This is a genomic window from Paraburkholderia sacchari, from assembly GCF_000785435.2.
Lineage (GTDB): Bacteria > Pseudomonadota > Gammaproteobacteria > Burkholderiales > Burkholderiaceae > Paraburkholderia > Paraburkholderia sacchari.
Window position 1 is genome coordinate 351,192 of record NZ_JTDB02000005.1, and the last position, 23,980, is coordinate 375,171.

At 63.2% G+C, this 23,980-nt stretch carries 21 protein-coding genes; 7 read left to right on the forward strand and 14 right to left on the reverse strand.

Annotated elements, in window-relative coordinates:
- Window positions 1–60 precede the first annotated feature (60 nt).
- From NH14_RS20045 to NH14_RS20060, 4 genes are read right to left on the reverse strand one after another with little or no spacing between them, the layout of a single operon-like run.
- Window positions 61–1,311, reverse strand: coding sequence for an acyl-CoA dehydrogenase family protein (locus NH14_RS20045; RefSeq protein WP_035524797.1), 1,251 nt, complete (start codon window positions 1,309–1,311; stop codon window positions 61–63).
- Between the two features lie 28 nt (window positions 1,312–1,339).
- The gene (locus tag NH14_RS20050; RefSeq protein ID WP_035524800.1) at window positions 1,340–2,104 is read right to left on the reverse strand and encodes an SDR family oxidoreductase; all 765 of its coding nucleotides are present in this window, start codon (window positions 2,102–2,104) and stop codon (window positions 1,340–1,342) included.
- 46 nt (window positions 2,105–2,150) lie between these two features.
- Window positions 2,151–3,179: a phosphotransferase gene (locus NH14_RS20055; RefSeq protein WP_035524802.1), complete on the reverse strand. Its 1,029-nt coding sequence runs from the start codon at window positions 3,177–3,179 to the stop codon at window positions 2,151–2,153.
- A 44-nt stretch (window positions 3,180–3,223) separates the two neighbouring features.
- On the reverse strand, window positions 3,224–3,898 hold the full coding sequence (locus NH14_RS20060; protein ID WP_035524805.1) for a histidine phosphatase family protein: 675 nt from the start codon (window positions 3,896–3,898) through the stop codon (window positions 3,224–3,226).
- A gap of 255 nt (window positions 3,899–4,153) precedes the next feature.
- On the opposite strand from NH14_RS20060, the gene NH14_RS20065 reads away from it, so the two are divergent.
- Complete coding sequence (locus tag NH14_RS20065) at window positions 4,154–4,501, forward strand: HVO_A0114 family putative DNA-binding protein (protein WP_035524808.1); 348 nt, start codon at window positions 4,154–4,156, stop codon at window positions 4,499–4,501.
- A gap of 19 nt (window positions 4,502–4,520) precedes the next feature.
- Here the strand turns inward: NH14_RS20065 and NH14_RS20070 are convergent, their stop codons facing one another.
- The 9 genes from NH14_RS20070 to NH14_RS20110 all read right to left on the reverse strand — a co-directional run bounded on the left by NH14_RS20070 (window position 4,521) and on the right by NH14_RS20110 (window position 15,431).
- A complete protein-coding gene (locus tag NH14_RS20070) occupies window positions 4,521–6,188 on the reverse strand; it encodes a Na/Pi cotransporter family protein (RefSeq protein ID WP_035524810.1) in 1,668 nt (555 codons plus the stop codon).
- A gap of 127 nt (window positions 6,189–6,315) precedes the next feature.
- A complete protein-coding gene (locus NH14_RS20075; protein WP_237179702.1) occupies window positions 6,316–7,086 on the reverse strand; it encodes an ABC transporter permease subunit in 771 nt (256 codons plus the stop codon).
- Window positions 7,087–7,096: 10 nt separating this feature from the next.
- The gene (locus NH14_RS20080; protein ID WP_176329267.1) at window positions 7,097–7,993 is read right to left on the reverse strand and encodes a 2-aminoethylphosphonate ABC transporter permease subunit; all 897 of its coding nucleotides are present in this window, start codon (window positions 7,991–7,993) and stop codon (window positions 7,097–7,099) included.
- On the reverse strand, window positions 7,986–9,137 hold the full coding sequence (locus NH14_RS20085) for an ABC transporter ATP-binding protein (RefSeq protein ID WP_084225278.1): 1,152 nt from the start codon (window positions 9,135–9,137) through the stop codon (window positions 7,986–7,988). The genes NH14_RS20080 and NH14_RS20085 overlap by 8 nt, the downstream gene beginning before the upstream one ends.
- Before the next feature lie 11 nt (window positions 9,138–9,148).
- Entirely contained in the window at window positions 9,149–10,180 is a 1,032-nt protein-coding gene (locus tag NH14_RS20090; protein ID WP_035524815.1) for a 2-aminoethylphosphonate ABC transporter substrate-binding protein, read from the reverse strand.
- 193 nt (window positions 10,181–10,373) lie between these two features.
- On the reverse strand, window positions 10,374–11,822 hold the full coding sequence (phnY, locus tag NH14_RS20095; protein ID WP_035524818.1) for a phosphonoacetaldehyde dehydrogenase: 1,449 nt from the start codon (window positions 11,820–11,822) through the stop codon (window positions 10,374–10,376).
- A 70-nt stretch (window positions 11,823–11,892) separates the two neighbouring features.
- Window positions 11,893–13,155 carry a phosphonoacetate hydrolase gene (gene phnA / locus NH14_RS20100; RefSeq protein WP_035524820.1) on the reverse strand — a complete coding sequence of 421 codons (1,263 nt, stop codon included), beginning with the start codon at window positions 13,153–13,155 and terminating at the stop codon, window positions 11,893–11,895.
- Window positions 13,156–13,166: 11 nt separating this feature from the next.
- Complete coding sequence (locus NH14_RS20105) at window positions 13,167–14,342, reverse strand: 2-aminoethylphosphonate--pyruvate transaminase (protein ID WP_035524822.1); 1,176 nt, start codon at window positions 14,340–14,342, stop codon at window positions 13,167–13,169.
- Window positions 14,343–14,600: 258 nt separating this feature from the next.
- A complete protein-coding gene (locus NH14_RS20110; protein ID WP_052147935.1) occupies window positions 14,601–15,431 on the reverse strand; it encodes a DeoR/GlpR family DNA-binding transcription regulator in 831 nt (276 codons plus the stop codon).
- A 303-nt stretch (window positions 15,432–15,734) separates the two neighbouring features.
- Between NH14_RS20110 and NH14_RS20115 the strand changes: the two genes are divergently transcribed.
- The 6 genes from NH14_RS20115 (at window position 15,735) to NH14_RS20140 (ending at window position 23,190) form a co-directional block, all read left to right on the forward strand.
- A complete protein-coding gene (locus NH14_RS20115; RefSeq protein ID WP_035524825.1) occupies window positions 15,735–18,215 on the forward strand; it encodes a GcvT family protein in 2,481 nt (826 codons plus the stop codon).
- 133 nt (window positions 18,216–18,348) lie between these two features.
- Window positions 18,349–18,849 (forward strand): aminoacyl-tRNA deacylase, encoded by a 501-nt coding sequence (locus NH14_RS20120; protein ID WP_035524827.1) that lies wholly within the window; start codon window positions 18,349–18,351, stop codon window positions 18,847–18,849.
- A 463-nt stretch (window positions 18,850–19,312) separates the two neighbouring features.
- Complete coding sequence (locus NH14_RS20125; RefSeq protein ID WP_035524830.1) at window positions 19,313–20,716, forward strand: amino acid permease; 1,404 nt, start codon at window positions 19,313–19,315, stop codon at window positions 20,714–20,716.
- Between the two features lie 259 nt (window positions 20,717–20,975).
- The gene (locus tag NH14_RS20130) at window positions 20,976–21,710 is read left to right on the forward strand and encodes an ABC transporter substrate-binding protein (protein WP_035524832.1); all 735 of its coding nucleotides are present in this window, start codon (window positions 20,976–20,978) and stop codon (window positions 21,708–21,710) included.
- Complete coding sequence (locus NH14_RS20135) at window positions 21,694–22,098, forward strand: lipase family protein (RefSeq protein ID WP_052147936.1); 405 nt, start codon at window positions 21,694–21,696, stop codon at window positions 22,096–22,098. The genes NH14_RS20130 and NH14_RS20135 overlap by 17 nt, the downstream gene beginning before the upstream one ends.
- A 297-nt stretch (window positions 22,099–22,395) precedes the next feature.
- Window positions 22,396–23,190 carry a hypothetical protein gene (locus tag NH14_RS20140; protein WP_035524834.1) on the forward strand — a complete coding sequence of 265 codons (795 nt, stop codon included), beginning with the start codon at window positions 22,396–22,398 and terminating at the stop codon, window positions 23,188–23,190.
- A gap of 182 nt (window positions 23,191–23,372) precedes the next feature.
- Here the strand turns inward: NH14_RS20140 and NH14_RS20145 are convergent, their stop codons facing one another.
- Window positions 23,373–23,549: a hypothetical protein gene (locus NH14_RS20145; RefSeq protein WP_161790835.1), complete on the reverse strand. Its 177-nt coding sequence runs from the start codon at window positions 23,547–23,549 to the stop codon at window positions 23,373–23,375.
- Window positions 23,550–23,980: the final 431 nt, after the last annotated feature.

Sequence of the window (23,980 nt, forward strand, 5' to 3'; positions counted from 1 at the left end):
GTGCTGTGACGATGCGTTCGCTTTGCTCTGGTTTTTCGCTGTGCTGCGCTGCGCGAGGGATCAGTCGCGCAACGGTGCGTTCAGGTAGGCCGCCATCGCGCCGAGCCGTTCCTTGCCGCTCGCAAGCTCCATTTTCGCAATGGCCTGGAGGTGGACTTCGTCGGGGCCGTCGGCGTAGCGCAGCGCGCGCCCCCAGGTCCAGTGATCGGCCAGCGGTGTGTCGGGGCTCACACCCATTGCGCCGAATACCTGCATCGCGCGGTCGCAAACAGCAGTATGAACCTGCGGAACCAGCGCCTTGATCATCGAGATCTCCTTGCGCGCCGCTTTGGCGCCCACCTCGTCGATCAGCCACGCGGCCTTGAGCACGAGCAGCCGGGCCTGATCGATTTCGATGCGCGACTTCGCGATCCATTCGCCCACGGTGCCGTGCTGATGCAGATACTTGCCGAAGGTCTTGCGCTCCTGCGCGCGCTCGATCATCAGTTCAAGGGCGAGTTCCGCCGCGCCGATCGAGCGCATGCAGTGGTGAATGCGCCCCGGCCCGAGACGCGCCTGCGCGAGCGCGAAGCCGCTGCCTTCCTCGCCGAGCAGGTTCGATGCGGGCACGCGCACATTGGTGAACGTGATCTCGCAGTGGCCTTCCGGCGAGACGTGGTTCATGACGGTGATATTGCGTACGATCTTCACGCCCGGCGTTCCCGCCGGCACGAGAATCATGCTTTGCTGGCGGTGGGTTTCGGCATCGGGATCGGTCTTGCCCATCACGATGAAGATCTTGCAATTCGGGTGCGCGGCGTTCGTGATGAACCATTTGCGGCCGTTGATCACGTAGTCGTCGCCGTCGCGGCGGATCGAGGTCGTGATATTCGTTGCATCGGAGGAGGGCACGTCGGGTTCCGTCATGGCGAACGCCGAGCGAATCTTGCCTTCGAGCAGCGGCACGAGCCACTGCTCGCGCTGCGCCGGCGTTGCGAACATGTGCAGCAACTCCATGTTGCCGGTGTCGGGCGCATTGCAGTTGAAGACTTCGGGCGCCCACGAAACGCGTCCCATGATTTCGGCGAGCGGCGCATATTCGAGGTTCGTGAGGCGGGTACCGGGCTCGTCGTCGTGCAAATGCGGGAGGAACAGATTCCACAGGCCCTCGGCTTTGGCGAGCGCCTTGAGATCTTCCATGAACGAAACCGGGTAGCGGCCCGCGTGCACTTCCTCGTGCCATTGGCGCTGGCGCGGCACGATATGTTCGTCCATGAAGTTGCGCACGCGGCGGATCAGGTCTTCGACCTTGGGGCTATAACCGAAATTCATGATGTATCGACTCCTAAGGTGAGCAGGCCTAGATCGTCAGTCCGCCATCGACGACGATGCACTCGCCGTTCGTATAGCTCGCCGCGTCGGACACCAGATAGAGCACGGTGCCGGCCATGTCCTCCGGCTCGCCGTGGCGGCGCAGCGGGATTTCGTTCATCCAGCGATCGTAGATGTCCTTGTTCTCGAACAGCGCGCCCGCGAACTTCGTTTTCGTGAGGCCGGGTAGCAGCGCATTCACGCGAATGCCGAGAGGGCCGCACTCCTTGGCGAACGCCCGGGTCATGTTGACGACGGCCGCTTTCGTGATCGAATAAATGCCCTGGCGGTCGCCGGGCTGCAGCGCATTGACCGAAGCGGTGTTCACGATGGCGCCGCGGCCTTGCGCCTTCATCATCTTGCCGGCTTCGACCGACATGAAGAAATAGCCGCGCACGTTCACTTCGACGGTCTTGTTGTAGGCGGCCAGATCGGTATCGAGGATATGGCCGAAATACGGATTGGCCGCCGCATTGTTGACGAGAATGTCGAGCCGCCCGTGCTTCTCGCGGATATGCGCGAACGTGGCCGTAATGTCTTCCATGCGGCCGACGTGGCACGCGAGCGCTTCGGCGCTGTGGCCGTTCTCGCGAATGCTGGCGGCAACGGCTTTGCAGTCTTCGAGCTTGCGGCTCGACACGATCACATGGGCGCCTTGCTCGGCCAGCAGCCTCGCGATGGCCTCGCCGATGCCGCGGCTCGCGCCGGTCACGAGGGCGATCCGGCCCGAGAGGTCAAACAGGTTCGTGGTCAATCTCGTCTCCTTGATTCGGTGTCAGTGTTCCGACGCGGGTGAGGCGTCAAGCAATCAGTTCCGCTGCGAGGGTCGCGAGCGGTTCGACCATGCTGCCGACTTCGTGTGCGTTCGCACTCGAAGCATTGCCTTGCAGCGCGCGCGCTTTCACGCCTTGGGCAATTGATGCGAGGCGAAAGAAGCTGAACGCTAGATAGAAGTTCCAGTTGGCGATGCCGGGCAGGCCGCGCAGTTTGCAGTACTGCGCAATCATTTCTTCCTCTTCGGGAATGCCCAGCGCGGCGCGGTCCTGGCCGCGCAGCCCCGTGATATGCCCCTTCGACGGCAGGCGCAGACACATGCAGAAGTACGCGAGATCGGCGAGCGGATTGCCGAGCGTCGATAGCTCCCAGTCGAGTATCGCGCGCACGCGCGGTGCAGCGTGGTCAAAGATCAAGTTGTCGATGCGGAAGTCGCCGTGCACGAGCGCGGGGCGCTGCGTGTCGGTCGGGCAATGCGCGGGCAGCCATTCGATCAGCGCCTCCATGGGCGCGATGCGCTCCGTTTCGGCGGCGCGGTATTGCTTGGTCCAGAGTTCGGTCTGGCGCTGGAAATAGTTGCCCGGGCGGCCGTAATCGCTCAGGCCCACGCGTTCGGGATCGACATCGTGTAGTGCAGCGAGCGTCGTGACGATCGCCGCGTAATAGTCGCGTCGCGCGTCGCGGTCGACCTCGGGCAGCGCCGGGTTCCAGAAAATGCGTCCGTCCTCGTAGCTCATCAGATAGAACAGGCTGCCGATGACCTCGCGGTCCTCGCAGAGGTGCCAGACGCGCGCCACCGGAACCGGCGTTTGGGCAAGTGCGCTCAGCACACGAAACTCTCGGTCGACGGCATGCGCGGATTTGAGCAACTGCCCCGGCGGCTGGCGGCGCAGCACGTAACGGCCGCTGGGCGCTTCGATCAGCCAGGTCGGGTTGGACTGGCCGCCCGGAAATTTTGTGGCGCTCGCGGGGCCGCGAAAACCCGCGAGATGCCGCTCAAGATAGGGCGTGAGCCGATCGAGGTCGAGCGACGGGCTGGAGAGTTCAGTGGTCATATCGTTCGATGCTTGACGTGTTCTGGCTGATCTTGGCAAATGACCTAGCCGTAGGTTCGAAACGCGTGGCGCTGCGGATCGTCGAGATGGGCGAGGCCGTTGAAGCTCGACAGTTGCAGCGCTTCGCGGTTGAAGTAGCAATGCGTCACGCTGCTATTGCGGATCTGCATATTCAGCGCGATGGCCGTTGCAGCAGGGGCTTGCAGGATCTGCTGAACGCATGCGCCAATCACGCCGCCCGAAGTGACCACCAGCACGCGCTGCGCGCCGCTTTGCTGGATGGCGATGCGGGCGTTGGCAACGCGCTGCTGAAATGCGCTCCATGTTTCGGGCGCGCGCTCGTCGAGCGCGCCTTCGGTCCACAGGTGCAGGATCTGGCGCAGCGCCTTGAAGAACTCGCGCGAGCCGTGCTTGATGGCATCGGCAAGGTGGCGATGCTCGTCGGGCAGTGCAGCAAAGAGCGCGTAAAAATCGTATTCGTCCAGACCGGCGTGGATTTCGCACTGCGCGGGAAGGGTGGGCAGCGCGTGGCGGATCGCATTGAGCGTTTGCGCGTGGCGACGCAGCGTGCCAGTCATGACGTGATCGAACTGCATGCCGTCGCGCGCGAAATGCTCGCCGAGCCAACGGCCTTGCTGCTCGCCTGTCGTGGAGAGGCAGTCGTAGTCGTCGGCGCCGAGAGACGCTTGGCCGTGCCTGATCAGAAAGAGTTCAGCCATCGCTTCGCTAGCCTTTGAGGGAGTAGGGCTAGATTAGCGCTGATGAGGGTATTGATGAAGTTTATTTTGTGAATGTGGTGGCATTCATTGTGGTGATTGCCGCGGCGAACCAGGCGCATGTGTTGGCATAATCGCCAACATGAAGCTCCTGCTCAAAGAATGGTTTGTGATCGACGCGGAATCGTTCGCGGCAGCATTGATTTGGCAATTTCTGCATGACTTCTGGTCTGACGTCGATACCTGGAGGGCTTCAACATGAACACGGTAACGCTGGGCGTTGCAGGGCGCGCCGAAATGAGCAAGCGATTCGCGGCTGCAATGCGTGGGCAGGCGCAAGGCCAGTTCATCAGTTTCGCGACGCCCGAACTGTTGTTTCAGACGCTCACGCAACTGCGCTGGAACATCCTCAAGGTAATGACCGGCGCTGGCGCGTTGTCGATTCGCGAAGTGGCGCGCAGGGTCGAGCGCGATGTGAAGCGCGTGCATGAAGACGTGAGCGCACTGCTCAAAGCCGGTGTGTTTGAACGTACGGCGGAGGGCGGCGTCATTTTTCCGTACGATGCGATTCACGTCGACTTCACATTGCAGGCACAGGCCGCCTGAATTCGTACGCTAATACCGCTCAACTCACATCGCGCAGCCCCACCTCCGCCGCCTCCAGTGCCTGCGCCTCCTCCCGCTCCCGCTCGAGCAGCGGATACGCAAGCGCACAAATATGCGACTGAATCCGCACGAGATCGCGCAGCACGTCCAGATGCAGCGAGCTCGACGCAATGCTGTCCGGCAGGCCATCGCGCAGCCGTTCGAGGTGACGGTCGCGCGCCGAGCGTTCGAGCCGCCGCAACGCCTGTTTATCGGCGATGAGTTGCGCGGCGGTCTGGGTGCGCCCCGAGACCAGCAGTGCCTGGGCGCGATGAAAACTGCCGATTACGGAGCGGTGCATCATGCGCAGCTCCTCTGCGCCTTCGGGCGAAAAGCTCAACTGCATCTTGATCTTTTTCTGCGCGCTTTCCAGCAGGTTCTTGTCGATGATGTCGCCGATATGCTCGAGGTTGATCACCGCCGTCATGATCGCCGAGGCCCAGCGCCGGTCTTCGTCTGTCAACGGTTCGCGTGTGATGTCGGTGACGTAGCGCTTGATCGCATCGTGCAGCATGTCCACAGTGTCGTCGCGGTCCGCCAGTTCGCTCACCGCGCGGCGGTCGTTGGCTAGCAGCACCGGCACGCTCGCGCTCAGCATGGCCTCCACGACCTCGCTCATCCGGATCACTTCGCGCGCCGCGCAGGCGAGCGCCTGGGCGGGCGTCTGCAAGGCGGCGACGTCGAGGTAGCGCGGCGAGTCGGAGTCGTCGGAGATGCCGGGCGCGGGCAACAGCCGCTCCAGCAGCAGCGATACCGGATCGAGCAAGCCGATGAACAGCACTGCGATGCCCACGTTCACGCCGGTGTGGAAGTTGGCGATTGCGTGGCTCGCGTCGCCGGACATGCCGTCGATCAGTTGCGCGAGCGGCGCGCACAGGCCGAGCAACAGCAGGCAAACGCCGCCGCGCAGAAGCAGGTTGCCGGCGGGCAGCCGGCGGCGGCTGCGGTCGTCGCCTTTGGCGGCTTCGAAATACGGGTTGAGCGCGCTGCCCACGTTCGCGCCCAGCACCATGGCGATGGCGCTGTCCATGGGCACCGAATGCAGGTTCGCGAGCGACATCACGAACAGCACGACAGGAATGCTCGAATGCGCAGCCCATGTGAGCAGGCAGGCGAGCGCGGCGTTGAGCACGGGTTCGCCGGCCAGCGCGCCCAGCACGGTGCGCAGCGCGGGCGCGCTCTCGGCCGGCTGCACCGTGGAAACGAGCAGGGTGAGCGCGAGCAGCATCAGGCCGAGACCGATCAAGGCGCGTCCAATGTCGCGGTTACGCGAGCCCTTGCCTTTTTCGAACATGGCCATGCCCACCAGCAGGCAAGCAGGCGAGATCCAGCTCAGATCGAGCGAGAAAGCCTGCACGATCAGTGTCGAACCGACGTTCGCGCCGAGCATCACGGCCAGCCCGGTAACGGGGCGCATCAGCCCGCGCGCGGCGAACGACGACGCGATCATGCCGGTCGCCGTGCTGCTCTGCAGCGCGCCGGTGATGGCGAGCCCCGCGAAAAACGCATTGAAGCGGTTACCGAGGCTCTTCCCCATGAAGCGCTTGAGCGATGCGCCGTACGCGCGCATGAGTCCCGATTCGACCATGTGCAGGCCCCACGTAAGCAACGCGACGCCGCCGGCGAGATGAAGGACGATCAAAATCACGGGTTCCTCCTTTTGCTTTTTTGCCTGCGCAACCTGCGTGCCCGCTGTGATTGCCCTTTGCGTATGGCCTTTTGCTTATTGTCCTCGCTCTTTCCTTCCCGTTATTTCCCTGGATATCCTTAGCGTTCTAGCGCACCGCAGCCTTGTTCGAGATGCGCGAGAGCCCGAGCAGCACGAGCAGCGTGGCTGCGCCAAGGACCATCGTGAGCGTCGATGCATCGAAGATCGCACCGCGGTCGGAGAGCGCGAAGATGCCCACGGGCAGCGTCACCCATCCCGGCGGATAGATCATCAGCGTGGCGCCCAGTTCGCCCATCGAGAGCGCAAAGCTCAGGCTGAACGACGCGAGCAGATAAGGCGCGACGAGCGGCAGCGTCACGCGCGTGAGCTGGTAGAACGGTCTCGCGCCAAGGCTTTCGGCCACCTCGCCATACTCGGGCGCGACCCGCGCAAGCCCTGCGGAGACGTTGCCGTACGTGAACGCCGAGATCAGCAGGAAGTGCGCGAGGAATACGATCGTGGCCGTGCCGTTGAGCAGCACCGGCGGCTGGCTGAAGGCGACCAGCAGCCCGAGGCCGATCGAGACCGAGGGCACCGCGCTCGGCACGAAGAAGATCACGTCGAGCACGCGTTTGGGCATGCCCTTCATGCGCCGCAGCGCGAGCGCGGCCCACGTGCCGCTCACGAGCGCGGCGGCGCTCGCCAGCGCGCCGGTGAACACGCTCACGCGCAGCAATTCGGCGGAGTCGCCGTGCAGCGCCCGCGTGTAGTGCGAGAGCGTGAAGTGGCTCGGCAGGATGCCGTTCCATTGCCCGCTTATGCTCGCGAGCGCGATCATCGCCACCGGCAGGCCGTAGATCGCGCAAAACAGCAGCGCGGCGGCGCTCCACGTCGACATTCTTGCCCATCTAGCCCAGAGCAGCACGGCGGCCTCCGAAAAGTGACAGGACAGTGCGGTAGCAGGCATAGAGCCCGAGCGACAGCGCGATATTGATAACGGCAATCACGCACGCGGTGGTGTAGTCGAACTCCTGAATCGCCTTGCCGTAGATGAGCAGCGGCAGCGTGATCACGTCCTTGGCGCCGATGAACAGCACGATGCCGAACTCGTTCACGGTGAGCAGCAGGCAGAGGCTGCCGCCTGCAAGCAGCGCGGGCAGCGCCGCCGGCAGGATGATCTGCCTGATGATGCGCAGCGGCTTCGCGCCGAGGCTGCTCGCCACTTCGATCTGCGCGTTGTCGATCTGCGAGAAGCAGGCGAGCAGCGGCCGCATGATGAACGGCGTATAGACCGTGATCTCCGAGAGCACGACGCCCCATTGCGAGTACAGAAAATCGACGGGCGGCAGGTTCAGATGGAAGATCGCCATCAGCGATTGATTCAGCAGCCCGGCCGATCCGTACACGAACGTGAACGCGAGCGCGACCAGAAAAGTCGGCAGCGCGATGAAGGTGTCGATCAGGCGGCCCACGAAGCGCGCGCCCGGAAACGGCACGAACGCGATCACGAGCGAGAACACGAAGCCGAGCACGAGACAGCCCGCCGACGCGCACACCGCAATCGCGATCGTGTGATAAAGGCCGCTCAGGAACTGCCGCGAATGCAGCACCGTGGTGAAATTCTCGAGCGACAGCGTGTGCGTGTCTCCGCCCAGCGCCTGCGCCACGATCAGCCCGAACGGGTAGAAGAAGATGGCCGCGAGCACCACGAGCGGCGGCGCGATCCACAGGTTGCGCGCGAGCGCCGTGGCCGCGCCGGCGCGCGCCGGGGGCGGCGCTATCGCGAGATCGGCGATATCAGACATGGCCTTCGCCCTCCGGTACGAGCGTGACGTCCGCTGCATCGAAATGCACGGGCAGCACGGCACCCGGTTCGGGCGGGCTCGACAGCGGCGCTCGCGTGAGGCGCAGCATCTCGTCGCCCACTTCTAGCATCACGCTATGCAGCTCGCCGAGCCATTGCACGCTGCGCACGATGCCCGTCACGCTGTTGGACTTCTGCCCGCGCGGCTCGAAGTGCAGGTCGTGCGGCCGCACGCATACGTAGCACGCGCTGCTGGCGGCCAGGTTGTGATGGTTGCGTCCCTCGATCACGAAATCGCCGCAACGCACGCGTGCGAAGCCATCGTCTAGCGGCTCCAGCTGGCGCGCCGGCAGCACGTTCGCGCGGCCGAGGAATTCGGCGGCGAAGCGGTTCGGCGGGTGCCGGTACAGCCCCTGAGTGTCGCCATAGGCCACCAGCTTGCCGTCGCGCATGATGCCGATGTGATTCGCGAGCGTGAGCGCCTCGGTCTGGTCGTGCGTCACGTACAGCACCGTCAGCGAGGGCAGGCTGCGGTGCAGCTTCGCGAGTTCGTCGAGCATCGAGCGGCGGATCTGCGCATCGAGGGCGGAGAGCGGCTCGTCGAGCAGCAGCACCTGCGGCCGGATCGCGAGCGCGCGGGCAATCGCGACGCGCTGCTGCTGGCCGCCCGAAAGCTCGCGCGGGTAGCGCTTCGCATACTTGGACATCCCCACGAGCCCGAGGCACTCGGGCACGCGTGCACGGATCACGTCGGCTTGCGCGCCGCGCGCGCGCAGCCCGAAGGCGACGTTGTCCTCCACGCGCATGTGCGGAAACAGCGCGTAGTTCTGCACCACCATGCCGATATTGCGCGCGTAGGGCGGCAGTTGCGTCACGTCCTTGTTGCCGATCACGATGCGTCCCGCGCTCGGCTGCACGAAGCCCGCGACGGCCCGCAGCGCGGTGGTCTTGCCCGAGCCCGAAGGGCCGATGAGCGCGACGATCTCGCCCGGCTTCACGGTGAGCGTGAGCGAATCCAGAATCGTCTGCCCGCCGTATGCCACCGACACATTCTCGAAACCGATGCCGCTCGCGCCTTGCGCGAGAGCGGCCGGCACCGGGGAGGCCTGCTGCTGCCCCCGTTCCATGGTGAGGGAATTGGCCATGAGTCGCTCGATCAGTTGCTGGAAATCGCGTGGTTGTACTTCGCCACGTCGGCCTTCAGGTCGCGCATGACCTGATTCCAGTCGGGCGACCAGACGTCGACGCCCTGCATCATCGCGTTGAGCGTCTTGAAGTTGTCGTCGGTGGGATGCACGTCGGTGCGCACCGGCATGCCATAGGCGGTCTTGCTGACCTCTTGCTGGGCTTCAGCGCTCAGCAGGAAGTCGATCAGCTTCTTGCCGTTATCGGCATGCGGCGCACCGGCCACGAGACCCACGTAGTAGGGCAGCGAGAACGTCGTGCGCTTGCCATCGGGACCCGCGGGGAAGAACACCTGGATGTTCGGGTTCTCGCGCATCTGCGAGAGGTTCATCTGCAGGTCGCCGTTCGCCACGTAGAGCTCGCCCTTGTTCACGAGCGCCGTGAGCTTGCCTGTGGAGGCCGATGGCCCGAGGTTGTTCACCTGGAGCTTGCGCAGATAATCGAAGCCGCCATCCTTGCCGCCGAACGCGTGGAAGGTTTGCAGCATGAGCGCGGTGCCGTCACCGGCCTGGCCCGGCGTGGAGTACTGCACCTTCTGCTTGTACTGCGGCGCGAGCAGATCGGCGTAGGCCTTGGGCGGGGTCTTGAGCACCGCCGAGTTGTAGATGAAGGTGGGGTAGTTGTCGACCATCGCGACAAACATGCCCTTCGGGTCCTTGTCGCGTGCATCGATCTTGTCCGCGCCCGCCGGCGTGTACGCTTGCAGCAGGCCGTCGGCGGCGGCTTTCTGCATGAACGGCGGCAGCGTCACGAGCACGTCAGCCTGAATATTCGACTTCTCCTTGCCGAGGCGGTCCACCACGCCGCTCGAACCGGCCTCGATGTATTGCACCTTGATGCCCGTGGCTTTCGTGAACGCTTCGAATTGGTTGCCGTACCAGCTCGGCGAACCGTCGTGAAGACCGTCTGCGCTATAGATGGTCACGACATTGGATTGCGCGTGGACGGCGCCCGCTGCGAACGCGAATGCACAAGTCACCGCGGCGATCAGTTGAGTCTTCATATCCATCCTTCCTTGCGTTGGGTTTGGATGCTGGAAAAACCTCGTGTGTTCTTGCAGTTCTGCCTGCAGTTTTGCCGCGTGACAACAGCGTGACAATGTTGCCTGTTCGAGTTGTTGGGGACCAGCCAGGGTTACTGCGCGGCCGTGCCTCGAGCCCCGCGAGAGGCCGTGCCGCAAGGGGTTTTTATGCGTTTCACTCCCAGGGCATCGACCACGTTCTCACGTTCGTATAGCTCTTCATGGCCTCGACCATGCCTTCCTTGTAGCCGTTGCCCGAGTCCTTGATGCCGCCGAACGGCGACATCTCGGTGCGATAGCCCGGCACTTCCCAGACGTTCACCGTGCCCACTTCCAGGTCCTTGACGAAGCGCGTCGTATAGTCGAGCCGGTTCGTGCAGATGCCCGAAGACAGGCCATAGGCGGTGGAGTTGGAGATGCGGATCACCTCGTCGAGATTGTTGGGCACGCGGATGATCGGAATCACCGGGCCGAACGTTTCTTCATGCACGAGTTCGCAGTCGTAAGGCACGTGATCGACCACGGTGGGCGCGAAGAGGGCGCCGCGGCGCGGCGCGCCGTACAGCACGCGCGCGCCGCGCGTTTCGGCGTCGGCCACGCGGCGCTCGAAAAGCTGCGCGGCGGCCTCGTTGATCACGGTGCCCACGTCCACGCTCGGGTCCATCGGGTCGCCGCACTTGAGCTTCTTTGCGTGCACAAGCACGCGTTCGACGAATTCGTCGGCCACGCTCTCCACCACGAGAATGCGCTTGACCGCCGTGCAGCGCTGGCCCGAGTTCTTGGTCGCCCCCGTTACCGCGAGCTGCGCGGCGCGTTCGAGATCGGCGTCTTCCATCACGATGAGCGGGTCGTTGCCGCCGAGTTCGAGCACCGTGCGGCGGTAGCCCGCGTTCTGCGCGATGTACTTGCCTACGCGCACCGAGCCCGTGAAGGTGATCAGGTCGCAGTGCGGGTCCGTGATCATCGAGTCGCCCATGGTGCGCGGATTGCCGGTGACCACGCTCAGCATCTCGGGCGGCAGGCCGGCCTCATAGAGCACGTCGGCGAGCGCGAGCGCGGTGAGCGGCGTGAGCTCGGTGGGCTTGAGCACGACGCGGTTATTGGTGGCGATGGCCGGCGCGAGCTTGTGGCTCACCATGTTCAGCGGGTGATTGAACGGCGTGATCGCCGAGATCACGCCGAGCAGCGGCAGGCGCGTCGTGAAGATCTTGCGGTTCTTGCCATTCGGGCTGATGTCGCACGAGTAGACTTCGCCATCGTCCTTGATCGTGAGTTGTGCGGCGAACGACCAGACATCGTAGGCACGGCTCGCTTCATAGAGCGAGTCCTTCCAGCACAGGCCAGATTCGGCGGTGATGAGGCGCGCGAAGTCTTCCTTGCGATCGCGCAGCGCCTCGGCCGTGGTCTGCAGAATGCGCTGGCGCTCGAAGCGCGTGAGCGTCGGCTTGTAGGCATGCCCCTTGGCAAAGGCTTCCTGCACATGTTCGGGACGACCCGCCGGCACGGTGCCGACGACTTCGTTGGTGTACGGGTTCAGGACTTCGATCACTTCGTCGGTCGCGACCTGCCGGCCGGCGATGCGCATGGACTCCTGCTTGAATGCGGGTTTCGTCATGACGTTCATCGCTACCTCGTTCCGTGTTTCGGTTTCGGTGAGTTTTTTCGTTGGCTGTGCTCAGGCCTGCATGCGCAAATCAGGCGACGGCGGTTTGCACCACGCAGTTCAGCGCGACGTCGAAGATGTCGAAGTTGCGCAGCGCGCGGCCCTGCGGCCAGTCGACCTTGCGGTTCACGAGCAGCGGCACGTCCTGCTCCGAGAGCCCGCCGTGCGAGCGCAGCGGCTCGGTGAGGCCAGAGAAGTCGTGGCGCGCGGCGCTGGTGCCGAAGACCTTGCTGCGCGTGCCGACCACCACGATGTCGCCCACGCGGTCGGGCGGCAGCTCGAAGCGCTCGCAGGCCGCCGCGCTGTCGAGCGCGAGTTCGACGCCCGCGGTGTTGCGCAGGCGTTCGAGGAGCGCCGGCGCATCCGCGCCTTCGGGCAGATAGATGGTCGCGAACGAGCCGAGCGCGCCGTGATGCGCCACGTACGGGTCGGTGATCGGCAGGATCACGCGCGCGCTGCCCTTGCCGGTCCATTCGTCGAACAGGTCCTGGAGATAGAGCACGTCGGGCTCGCCATCGGCGCGATGCTTGTCGTTCATGCCGTGGTCGGCGGTGATCGCGAGCACGCAGCCGGCCGCGTCGAGCTGGCCCACGTAGCGGTCGAACATCGCGTAGAAGTCGTTGGCCTTCGGCGAGCCCGGCGCGGCCTTGTGCTGCACGTAGTCGGTGGTCGAGAGGTACATGAGGTCGGGGCGGAAGCTGTCGAGCAGCTTCACACCCGCTGCGAACACGAACTCGGAGAGGTCTGCCGAGTAGACGTCGGGCAGCGGCTTGCCCACGAAGGCAAGTACGTCGCCGATGCCATTGGCCTCGCGCGTGGCCTGGTCGGCTTTTTCGGCAGAGAAGCCGATCGCGCGGCCGCTCGAAAAATCGAGCCCCTTGCCCAGCAGCGTGCGCAGCTTGTCCTTGGCGGTCACGACCGCCACCTTCGCGCCCGCTTTGAAGAAGGATTCGAAGATCGTGGGCGCGCGCAGGAAGCGGGCATCGTTCATCATGACTTCTTCGCCGCTCGTGCGGTCGTAGAAGTAGTTGCCCGCGATGCCGTGCACCTTCGGCGGGCGGCCCGTGAGAATCGAGAGATTGTTCGGGTTCGTGAAGCTCGGAATCACGCACTGGGCGATGCGGCTCGTGCCCGTGCGCAGCAGCTTGCCGAGGTTCGGCGCGCGCCCGGCCTTGACGGCCTCTTCGATATAGGCGGGCTCGGAGCCATCGAGGCAGATCACCACCACGGGCGCGGTGGGGAAGCGGTATTCGCGGCCATTCACGGCCAGTGCGTTGTATTTCAGCGTGCTCATTGCGTTTTCCTTCAAGCGGATTTAGCGACCGGACCCGTCACGCCTACGCCGGCCGCGCCCATTTCGTCGAGCACCTCGCCTATCGCGGCAAGCGCGGCGCGCATTTCTTTCTCGCCAATGCGGCCGATGCAGCCGATGCGGAACGAGTCCGCCACCGTGAGCTTGCCCGGGTAGATCACGTAGCCGCGCGCCTTGAGGCTTTCGTAGAACTGCGCGAATACGAAGCGCGGGTCCTCGGGCATGTGGAACGTGACGATGATGGGGGCCTGCAAGGCATCGGGCAGCAGCGGCTTGAAGCCGAGCGCGCGCATGCCTTCGAGCAGGATCCGGCAGTTGCTGCGGTAGCGTGCGCCGCGTCCGGCCACGCCGCCTTCGGCGTCGAACTCGTCGAGCGCCTGATGGAACGCCACGATCACATGCGTGGGCGGGGTGAAGCGGTACTGGCTCGTCTTCTCCATGTTGACCCACTGTTCGTGCAGGTCGAGCACGAGCGTGGTGGCGTTGCCCTGGGTCTGCTCGAGCGCCTTGCGCCGGCAGATCACGAAGCCGAGTCCCGGCACGCCTTCGATGCACTTGTTCGACGAGGCGGCGACCGCATCGATATGCATGGTCTGCACGTCGAGCGGCAATGCGCCGAACGCGCTCATCGAATCGACGAGGAAGCCCTTGCCGTATTTGTGTGCGAGCGCACCGATCTTTGCAACGGGGTTCAGGATGCCCGAGGTGGTCTCGCAATGAATCGTGAACACATGCGTGATCGACGGCGTGCTCGCGAGCATGGCCTCCACTTGGGCGAGGTCGGGCGGTGTGTCTTCGGGCGTTTCATGAACCACGGTCTTGCGCCCGGCAATCTCGAGAATGCGCTTTGCGCGCTTGCCGTAAGCGCCGTTTATCAGCACCAGCACCTCGCCGTTCGCGGGCACGAAGGTGGTGAGCATCGCCTCCACGGCGAACGTGCCCGAGCCTTGCATCGGCACCGTCACCCAGCCGTCGGCGCCATTGGCGATGCTGGCGAGACGCGCGAGCACCGAGCGATTGATTTCGATGAAGTTCGCGTCGCGCGATCCCCAGTCGTGAACCATCGCCGCCTTGACGGTGCGCGAGGTCGTGAGCGGACCGGGGGTGAGCAGCAGCGGATCGCCAGTTTCGGACGTGGCGGGCGGGCAAGACGTGGAAGAAGCCGTCATGAGGTGTCTCCGTGAAGTTCGGTTCTGACGCTGCGTCACTGCATTGTTAAAGCCACTGTAGGCCGTGCAACAAAAACAGTCAATACGCCAAAAATTGCCACATACCCAGGAGATATACCGATGCGCCGGATTGGACGTCGGGCACGCCAGCGCTCAATGGCGGCGCGCCTTCGGGGGCCGGCGAGGGGGCAGTCGATCAGGGGGAGCAGGCAGTGGGCGGCGCAGGCCGCCCGGAAGGGGATGAATCGAGGGAGCGCGTCAGCTTTGGCCGCTGGCGACGATCACATTCCACTGGTTCTGCGCGAACACGCGCGCCATGTGCGCGGGCGGCGCGGCGTCGACGATCAGCCCAGCGATGTGCGGCACCGGCGCGATCCGCACGGGCGTGCCGTGCTCGAACTTGCTGTGGTCCGCGAGCACATAGACCTCTTTGCCGGCCTTCATCATGCAGTGGCGCTGTTCGGCGGCGAGCCGCGAATAGTCGGTGAGCTCGCCTTCGGGCGAGATGCCGCCCACGCCTAGAAACACCAGATCGCAGCGGAAATGCGCGAGCGCCGCCATGGTCTCGACGCCGAACGCGGCCTCGTCGTTGGGCTCGATGTCGCCGCCGAGCATGATGACTTTCACGCCCGGCGAGCGGCACAGCAGCAGCGCGATCGGCAGGCTGTTGGTGATCACTGTGAGGTCGCTATGGTTCGCAAGCGAGGCCGCGAGCCCGAGCGTGGTCGAGCCCGAATCGATCAGCACGACCATGCCGTCGGTCACGAGGCGCGCCGCCGCCGCGCCGATGGCCGCCTTGCCCACGGCGTTGGCCGCCTCGCGCGTGGCGAGCGACGGCTCGTCTTGCGCGCGCTTCGCGGCCCCGCCGTGCACGAGATTCAGGCGGCCCTGCTCGGCCAGCGCCTTGAGGTCGCGGCGGATGGTTTCGCGCGAGACCCCGAGCGTGGCCGACATGTCCGCGACGCTCACCGAGCCGCTCGCGTCGAGGCTTTGCAGGATGTAGTCGATGCGGCCCACGGCGAGCCGCCGGTTCAGCAGCGTGGCCGGTGCAACGGATGCAGCGGGCGGAGCGGCGTGGTGATCGGCCATGGTGCGGTTCCCGGGTGAAACAGGTGAAGTCACAAAATACCACAAAATGCCGCGCGCTTCGATGCGACGTGTGGCGCTGTGCGCCGAATGAGACGGCGGAATACTGTTGAAACCGCCAGGTGGCGGGCGTTAAGCCATTGCCGACCAGGGCGGATGGGGCGTTGGCGCCACGCGATTCCGTTGATCGTGGCATGTGGCTTTGATGTTGTTTTTTGTTGCTTTATGTTGCATTCTTTGGCTTATCCGAAAGCAACATCAAATCGGTCCGTCATGTCCTCTCTCTTTGCAACGAGGCTAATGTCCATGTCCACCCCTGTTCCCTCGCACGCTCGCGTTGTCATCGTCGGCGGCGGCATTGTCGGTTGCTCGGTTGCGTATCACCTCACGAAGCTCGGCTGGCGCGACGTCGTCCTGCTCGAGCAGGGCACGCTCTCGTGCGGCACCACCTGGCACGCCGCGGGCCTCGTCGGCCAGTTGCGTTCGCAGCAGAGCATGACGAAGCTGATCCGTTATTCGACGGCGCTTTACGCCGAGCTGGAGGCCGAGACGGGGCTGGCCACGGGGTGGAAGCAGTGCGGCTCGCTCTCGGTCGCACGCACCCTGGAACGCATGACGCAACTGAAGCGCACCGCGGCCTCCGCGCGGGCCTACGGCGTGGTGTGCGACGTGATCGGCCCGCGCGAGGCCGGCGAGCTATGGCCCGTGATGCGCACCGACGACCTGTTGGGCGCGGTCTGGCTGCCCGGCGACGGCAAGGCCAACCCCACCGACCTCACGCAGTCGCTCGCGCGCGGCGCCCGCCAGCGCGGCGCGCGCATCGTCGAGAACACGCGCATCACGGCCGTTCATACGGAAGGGACACCCTCGGGCCGCGCGGCCACCGGCGTGTCGTGGCGCAACAAGGACGGCGAGGAGGGCACGCTGCACGCGGAAATCGTCGTCAATTGCGCGGGGCAATGGGCGAAGGCGGTCGGCCGCATGTGCGGCGTGACCGTGCCGCTGCATTCGGCGGAGCACTACTACATCGTGACCGAGCGCATCGCCGGTGTGCATCCCGATCTGCCGGTCATGCGCGACCCGGACGGATTCATCTACTTCAAGGAGGAAGTGGGCGGGCTCGTGATGGGCGGCTTCGAGCCCAATGCGAAACCGTGGGGCATGAACGGCATCCCCGAGAATTTCGAGTTCCAGCTGCTGCCCGACGACTGGGATCAGTTCGAAATCCTGATGGAAAACGCGCTTCAGCGCGTGCCCGCGCTCGAAACCGCGCAGATCCGGCAGTTCTACAACGGGCCGGAATCGTTCACGCCCGACAACAATTTCATTGTGGGCGAAGCGCCCGAGTTGCGGCGCTTCTTCGTGGGCGCGGGCTTCAACTCGATGGGCATTGCCTCGGCGGGCGGAGCGGGCATGGCGCTGGCCGAGTGGATCGTCGCCGGCGAGCCGACCATGGATCTGTGGCCCGTGGACATTCGCCGCTTCGCGCGCTTCAACGGCAACGACACCTGGCTGCACGACCGCGTGAAGGAAACACTCGGCCTGCACTATGCGATGCCCTGGCCGAACCGCGAGCTCGACACGGCGCGCCCGTTCCGCCGCTCGCCGGTCTACGCGCAACTCGCGGCGGATGGCGCGTGCTTCGGCAGCAAGATGGGCTGGGAGCGCGCGAACTTCTTCGCGCCGAGCCCGAACGAGGCGCGCATCGACTATGCGTTCGGCCAGCAGAACTGGCTGCCGTGGAGCGGTGCGGAGCACCGCGCGTGCCGCGAAGGCGTTGCGCTGTTCGACATGAGCTCGTTCGCGAAGCTGCTTGTGAAGGGGCGCGATGCGGAGGCGGTGCTGCAATCGATCGTGGCAAACGATGTGGCGGTGCCGGTTGGCTCCACCATTTACTCAGGGTTGCTAAACGAGCGGGGCACCTACGAGTCGGACCTCACGCTCACGCGTCTCGCCGACGACCAATACCTGATGGTGACCGGCTCGGCCCAGGCGACGCGCGATCTCGACTACCTGGAGAAAGCGATTCCCGCCGATAGCCACTGCGTGCTCGTGGACGTGACAAGCCAGTACGCGGTGCTCGCCGTCATGGGGCCGCATTCTCGTGCGTTGCTGCAAAGCGTGTCGAAGGCCGACTGGAGCGCCGAAGCGTTCCCGTTCGGCCAAAGCCGCGAGGTGGACATCGGCTATGCGACGGTGCGCGCGACGCGGCTCACCTACGTAGGCGAGCTGGGCTGGGAACTGTATGTGCCGGTCGAATTCGCGGTGGGAGTGTACGAGACCCTGCATGCGGCGGGCAAGGTGTTCGGGCTCGTCAATGCCGGTTACTACGCGATCGATTCGCTGCGCATCGAAAAAGGCTATCGCGCGTGGGGCCGCGAACTCTCGCCCGACTGCAATCCGTTCGAGGCCGGCCTCTCGTTCGCGTGCAAGCTCGACACGGACATTCCGTTCCGGGGCCGCGAAGCACTCCTGCGGCTGCGCAAGCAGCCCTTGCAGCGCCGCCTCGTCGTGCTCACCGCAGAGGGCGCGAGCGAGCAGATGCTGTGGGGAGGCGAGGCCATTCTGCGCGATGGCGAGGCGGTGGGGTCCGTCACTTCGGCAGCGTTCGGTCATACGCTTGGCTGCCCGGTCGCAATGGGCTTCGTCTGGCGCGAGGATGGCGCAGTCGACGCGGCGTGGCTAGCTGGCGGGCGCTATGCGATCGACGTGGCCGGGGAGCTGATTCCGGCCACAGTGCATCTGAGCGCCCCGTACGATCCGCGTGGGATGCGCGTGAAAAGCTGAACGGTGTTCGCGGCGAGCATGCCCGCCGTGCGCGGTCGTGCGCGGTCGTGCGCGGTCGTGCGTATTGGCACCGGGTGACCTATCCTGAAGAGACACCAGAATTCCTTTTCCGGTTCTCGACAGGAGGTGTGTCATGTCGATCTCACCCACCTTGCAGGAGTGCCTGCGCAGCAAGGGCTCCCGCTACGAAATCGTGCGTCACCCGTACAGCCATTCGAGCATGGAAACGGCGGCCGCCGCGCACATTCCCGGTGACCGTCTAGCAAAAACCGTGCTGCTCGAAGATGAGCACGGCTATGTGGCCGCCGTGCTGCCTTCGACTCACGCCGTGCAATTCTCCGAGCTATGGAGCAAAACCGGACGCCGGCTCGCGCTCGCCACGGAAGTCGAGTTGCGAGAATTGTTCAAGGATTGCGATGCGGGCGCCTTGCCACCGGTGTGCATGGCCTATGGCATGAAAACCTGGCTCGATTCGAGTCTCGCGGGGCAACCGGACGTCTACTTCGAAGCCGGCGACCACGAAGCGCTGATTCACATGGATGCGGATCAGTTTCTCGCGCTGATGGACGACGCCGAGCGCGCGCATTTTTCACGGCGCATGCGCGGCATGGGCGGGATGAGCGCACGGCAGTGACCTGGAGTTCTGTGCCAAAAGAAACTCACAAGGAAAGGGCCCCATGATCGAGGGGGCCGGAGGGGAGAACAAGGGACGGCCCGGGACATGCTTCTAAATCGATGTCCCGGGCTTCGACATTTCTGCGCCTTGGAATTCACCACCCGCATCGCTGCCTCGGCATGGCCGGCAGTTGTTTTTTGCTGAATATTGCAAAAATACAGGAACATATGCTGGGATTCACCCTTTAGGATGGCGCTGATCACCAGACTCTGACAAAGGAGCAGTTACAACACATGCAGGAGACGCCCACCTGAAGCATGTGTTCATTCACTTTCGTAATACAAATTACCGGACGCGATCCAATGAGGAAGAACAACGTTCGGCATCTTCCCGTGAAGCCCAGAACGTAGCTTGCCCACAAGGCAGGCCAGGACTCGTGCGTATTCACACAAACTTAAACAGGCTGTACGGAGACATATCAATGCAGGCCAGCAGTAATCAAACGAAACTACATCGAGGCCTGAATCAGAGGCAGATGCGTCTGATCGCCTTGGGTTCAACTATTGGCGTCGGCCTGTTCCTGGGCTCAGCCAGTGCGATCAAGATGGCGGGTCCTGCCATCCTTCTATCGTATCTCATCGGCGGGGCAATGATTTTCATCATCATGCGCGCGCTTGGTGAGATGTCTGTGCACGATCCCGTAGCAGGCTCTTTCGCCCGCTACGCAAACAACTATTTGGGGCCTCTCGCCGGGTATATCACGGGCTGGAATTACTGGTTCCTGTGGGTTGTCACCTGCATTGCGGAGATCACCGCAGTCGGCATCTACATGCACGTGTGGTTCCCAGATGTCCCACGTTGGATCTGGGCACTCAGTGCATTGGCCATCATGGGCTCAGTGAACCTGTTGACCGTGAAAGCATACGGTGAGTTCGAGTTCTGGTTTGCGCTCATCAAGGTCATCACCATCGTTGTCATGATCGCTGTCGGGGCGGGAATGATTGTGTTTGGATTGGGCAATCATGGCGTCGCGTTGGGTATCTCCAACCTGTGGGCCCACGGTGGCTTTGCCCCGAACGGCGCACAGGGCGTGCTTATGTCGATGCAGATGGTGATGTTCGCCTATCTGGGCGTCGAAATGGTTGGCCTTACGGCAGGCGAAGCTGAAAATCCCCAAAAGACGATCCCAGGCGCAATCAACTCGGTGTTCTGGCGCATTCTGATTTTCTACGGTGGCGCACTGTTCGTTATCCTGTCGATCTATCCGTGGAACGAGATCGGCACGCAGGGTAGCCCATTCGTGATGACCTTCGAACGACTCGGCATCAAGACAGCTGCGGGCATCATCAACTTCGTTGTGTTGACCGCTGCGCTGTCGTCGTGCAACGGCGGGATTTTCAGCACTGGCCGTATGCTCTACAACCTTGCCCTGCAAAGCCAGGCTCCGAAGGCTTTTGGTCTTGCCACAGCATCCGGTGTTCCGCGCAATGCCATTCTCGTCTCGATGGTTGCGTTACTTGCTGGTGTGTTGCTCAACTACCTGGTGCCGGAAAAGGTATTCGTGTGGGTGACGTCGATTTCCACCTTCGGTGCAATCTGGACGTGGGTCATCATTCTCATTACGCAAATGAAGTTCCGCTCCAATCTCAGCGCAAACGAGAAGCGTAATCTGAAGTTCAGGATGCCTTTCTATCCATATGGATCGTGGATAGCTCTCGCTTTTCTGGTAATTGTCATTGGCCTGATGGCGTACTTCCCTGATACGCGAATTGCGCTCTACGTGGGACCCGCCTGGCTCGTGCTGCTCACCGTGTTGTACTACGTATTGAAGCTCGAACCCCAGGATGCCAAGTTTGGTTCGATGGCGCGATCTGAACGTGGTTGATCCAGGTTAGAACTAAAATCAGACAGTCGTAGTGAAAAAAGAAAGGCCTGTTAGCACGATCAAATGCTAACGGGCCTTTCTTCCATGTGGGCGTAACATCATGCCGCGACGCAAGTCCGGGGACTCGCGACGCCAGATTTCGACGGCTGGCGGCCGCAGTGTAATATTGCCTTCGCCGGGGTTCCGGCGGCCTCTCCGAATTTCCACACCTTCACACCAGGCCGCGCGCAACGCGCGCGGCGCTCACCTTGCCACGCTCATGAACATCGATTCCGCCATCGTCGACGCGTTCGCGCCCACCGGCACGCTGCGCGCTTCCATCAATCTCGGCAATCCCATTCTCGCGGGGCGCGACCCGGCTTCGGGCGAAGCGTCCGGCGTGTCCGTCGATCTTGCGCGGGCGTTCGCGCAGCAACTCGGCGTACCGCTTGAACTCGTCCTGTTCGATACGGCGGCGCAGTCCGTGGAAGCGGTGAGCGAGGAGCGCGCCGACTTCGGTTTCTTCGCCGTCGATCCCAAACGCGGAGAGACCATCGCCTTCACCGCGCCTTATGTGCTGATCGAAGGCTTCTACCTGGTGCGCGACGACTCGCCGGTGCGCGCCAATGCCGAGGTGGACCAGCCGCACAACCGCGTCGCGGTCGGCAAGGGCAGTGCATACGATCTCTTTCTCACGCGCGAGTTGAAGGCCGCGCAAATCGTGCGCGCGCCGTCGTCGCCAGCGGTCGTGCAGACGTTCCTCGACCAGGGGCTCGAAGTGGCGGCAGGCGTGAAGCAGCAGCTCGAAGCGGATGCGCGCAAGACGCCAGGGCTGCGTCTGCTCGACGAGCGCTTCATGGTCATCCGCCAGGCGATGGGCGTCGCGAAGCAGCGTGGCCCGCGCGCGGCCGCGGTGCTTGGCGAATTTGTCGAGGCGATGAAGGCGTCGGGCTTCGTGGCTGAATCACTTGCGCGCCATGGCATCGAGGGCGCTTCGGTTGCGCCGGCTGCTTAAAGGCGTCCATAGGGACTTCTGGGAGGCGTGGAAGGCGATCAGCGGGCCCGTCGAGGCCGCGGTCGGCGCGCAGCCGGTGCCTTTGGTTGGTCACTCGCTGGGCGCCGCGATCGTCATTATGTCGGCGGTGGAGATGACGCTAGCGGGCAGGGCTCCGGTCTCTGTGTACGGCTTCGAGCCGCCGCGCGTGAGCACGGGACTCGGCGTGCGCAGGCTGCTCGCCAATGTGCACGTAGTGCTCTTCAAGAACGGCAGCGACGTGGTCCCGTACATGCCGCTCGGCTGGAATCATGCCGCGTTGCTCACACATATCGGCAAGTCGGCGTTTCCCAACGGCCAAGATCACGTGCTCGCGCGAGTGATCGAAGCACACCCCGGCACCGCCTGATGTATTCGGTAGGAGATTGCGGACTACCGCTTCCATCCGATGCCGCGTCGCCTCATCGAAGCGCCATGTCCGCTTCCGCTGTATTCCCACCGCATAAGCGCATCTTGCCAGGACCAAATCCGTAAAAACTAAAGCGGTCTTAAACACTACTTTTACTTCTCCCCGGTTGGCGCGAATGTTGGTATGCGCACAGAGGAGAAAATAACGTCCAACAATAATCCTCGTGCTAACCGAGCCTCATTTTGAAAACCAATGCGGGTTGCATAAGCCAAATTTTACCAACCGGGGAAATCGGAAATGAAAAGAGGAATTTGGGCTGCGCTTGCTGTATTGCCGTTTGTTGCTGCATGTGGCGGAGGAAGTGATGGGCCGTGCAAGCAGTTGACTAGCGCCGGGTGGGTTGCGTGCACACCTTCCACGACGCCGCCGAAGGTCGACACCTCAATTCCTGAGGGAATCTGGGGTGGCGGCACGAGCGATGGTCTGGCAGTTTCGACGCTTGTTCTCGAGACCGGTCAATATTTCATCGTACCCACTTCAACGAGCGGCATCGGACTAGTTGAAGGGATGATGAGCGGAAACAACGGCAATATCTCTGATCCAGCCGCAGTCATCTATCCCGCATCAAATGTGCCTGTCGCGGGCACGCTGTCGGGATCATTCAGCGCCAAAAAGACACTGACCGGCACGGTATCGGCGAACGCAGCGCTATCGTCGCCATTCCCCAGCGGCTCGATGAGCTCCACGTTCAACGGGAATTACAATTCACTCTATGATTCGCCTGCCACGATCGCAGAAGCGGTAGGCAGCTGGACTGGCCAGACGTCTGGATCGACCGTGACGCTGACGGTGAAATCCGATGGCACATTCAACGGTGCAAACAGCGGCTGCACATTCAGCGGCACAGTATCCCCGCGTTCGACCGGAAAGCATGTGCTTGATGGCAAGATTACTTTCAACAACGGTGCATGCGTATTGGGGGCCGGCGCATCGATGACCTTCGAAGCGGTCGTAAATGGAAATCAACTGGCGGCGGCGGGGGTTACGTCGCAGCGCGATCACGCGTTCGTCGTATTGGCCACGAAGAATTGACAGGCCCTGCGCGTATTCGATGGCCCCGCTTCAAGCGGGGCGATTTATTTCGATCCACGCTGCAGAACGCCATACTCGTTTCTGCTGCGTCGCGCGGTCTTTATTCATTCCATTAGTTCCAGTCGTGCTTTGCAACGAGGTTCCTCGAGCCAATCCATAACGTAAGCGCAGAGATCGTCCCACTAGTCAAGGGTAAGCGCAAATCGCTTTTCTACGTGCCCGGCTTCATTGAGGTCGGCCCACGCAAGAGCATCGCCATCCAAAAATACAGCTGCAATATTGCTGATTTCGGCTGACGTGCAGGGCGGCTGATCGCGTAAAAGCATCGCGACCAGATCGATGTCTAGTTCGACTCTCATTTCTCGACCCTCCTGACAGCCCGTAACTGACAGTGCACCCATCATACTTCTCGCGTCACCCATTTCGCATGCGGCGCTTGCGCCGGCCATTCGTTTCATCTCTATTAAACCTGTTGGCCTGCCGTGGTGTTGGCGGGTCGTACAGACATGGCTCCGCATCGAGTTCACGCTCGAAAATCTCCCATATGCCGCCCGGCAGGTACGGCTTATTGTTTCCCTCTGTTAGCCTGCGTCGCACCTGGTTGGCCCGCAGGATCGTTGCGCGCAAACGATGGATCTCCCACAGCAGCTCTAGCACGAGAGGCGCCGGAAACTCGTCCCATATCTCAGCGAGACGCCCGGCGAGAAGCACAGCTTCAGCGGCCCGTGGAAAAAGCAGCAGCTCTGCCTGATCACCATGCTCACGCTAAACGCCGACGAGCATCCGCTGA

Bases quoted from the DNA above. Each gene is read 5' to 3' on its own strand.
- NH14_RS20125 (WP_035524830.1), top strand. From the start codon at position 19,313: ATGCAGGCCAGCAGTAATCAAACGAAACTACATCGAGGCCTGAATCAG.
- NH14_RS20055 (WP_035524802.1), bottom strand. From the start codon at position 3,179: ATGACCACTGAACTCTCCAGCCCGTCGCTCGACCTCGATCGGCTCACG.
- NH14_RS20120 (WP_035524827.1), top strand. From the start codon at position 18,349: ATGTCGATCTCACCCACCTTGCAGGAGTGCCTGCGCAGCAAGGGCTCC.
- NH14_RS20105 (WP_035524822.1), bottom strand. From the start codon at position 14,342: ATGACGGCTTCTTCCACGTCTTGCCCGCCCGCCACGTCCGAAACTGGC.
- NH14_RS20065 (WP_035524808.1), top strand. From the start codon at position 4,154: ATGAACACGGTAACGCTGGGCGTTGCAGGGCGCGCCGAAATGAGCAAG.
- NH14_RS20060 (WP_035524805.1), bottom strand. From the start codon at position 3,898: ATGGCTGAACTCTTTCTGATCAGGCACGGCCAAGCGTCTCTCGGCGCC.
- NH14_RS20110 (WP_052147935.1), bottom strand. From the start codon at position 15,431: ATGGCCGATCACCACGCCGCTCCGCCCGCTGCATCCGTTGCACCGGCC.
- NH14_RS20145 (WP_161790835.1), bottom strand. From the start codon at position 23,549: ATGAGAGTCGAACTAGACATCGATCTGGTCGCGATGCTTTTACGCGAT.
- phnY (WP_035524818.1), bottom strand. From the start codon at position 11,822: ATGAACGTCATGACGAAACCCGCATTCAAGCAGGAGTCCATGCGCATC.
- NH14_RS20075 (WP_237179702.1), bottom strand. From the start codon at position 7,086: ATGTCGACGTGGAGCGCCGCCGCGCTGCTGTTTTGCGCGATCTACGGC.
- NH14_RS20085 (WP_084225278.1), bottom strand. From the start codon at position 9,137: ATGGCCAATTCCCTCACCATGGAACGGGGGCAGCAGCAGGCCTCCCCG.
- NH14_RS20080 (WP_176329267.1), bottom strand. From the start codon at position 7,993: ATGTCTGATATCGCCGATCTCGCGATAGCGCCGCCCCCGGCGCGCGCC.
- phnA (WP_035524820.1), bottom strand. From the start codon at position 13,155: ATGAGCACGCTGAAATACAACGCACTGGCCGTGAATGGCCGCGAATAC.
- NH14_RS20045 (WP_035524797.1), bottom strand. From the start codon at position 1,311: ATGAATTTCGGTTATAGCCCCAAGGTCGAAGACCTGATCCGCCGCGTG.
- NH14_RS20130 (WP_035524832.1), top strand. From the start codon at position 20,976: ATGAACATCGATTCCGCCATCGTCGACGCGTTCGCGCCCACCGGCACG.
- NH14_RS20090 (WP_035524815.1), bottom strand. From the start codon at position 10,180: ATGAAGACTCAACTGATCGCCGCGGTGACTTGTGCATTCGCGTTCGCA.
- NH14_RS20115 (WP_035524825.1), top strand. From the start codon at position 15,735: ATGTCCACCCCTGTTCCCTCGCACGCTCGCGTTGTCATCGTCGGCGGC.
- NH14_RS20140 (WP_035524834.1), top strand. From the start codon at position 22,396: ATGAAAAGAGGAATTTGGGCTGCGCTTGCTGTATTGCCGTTTGTTGCT.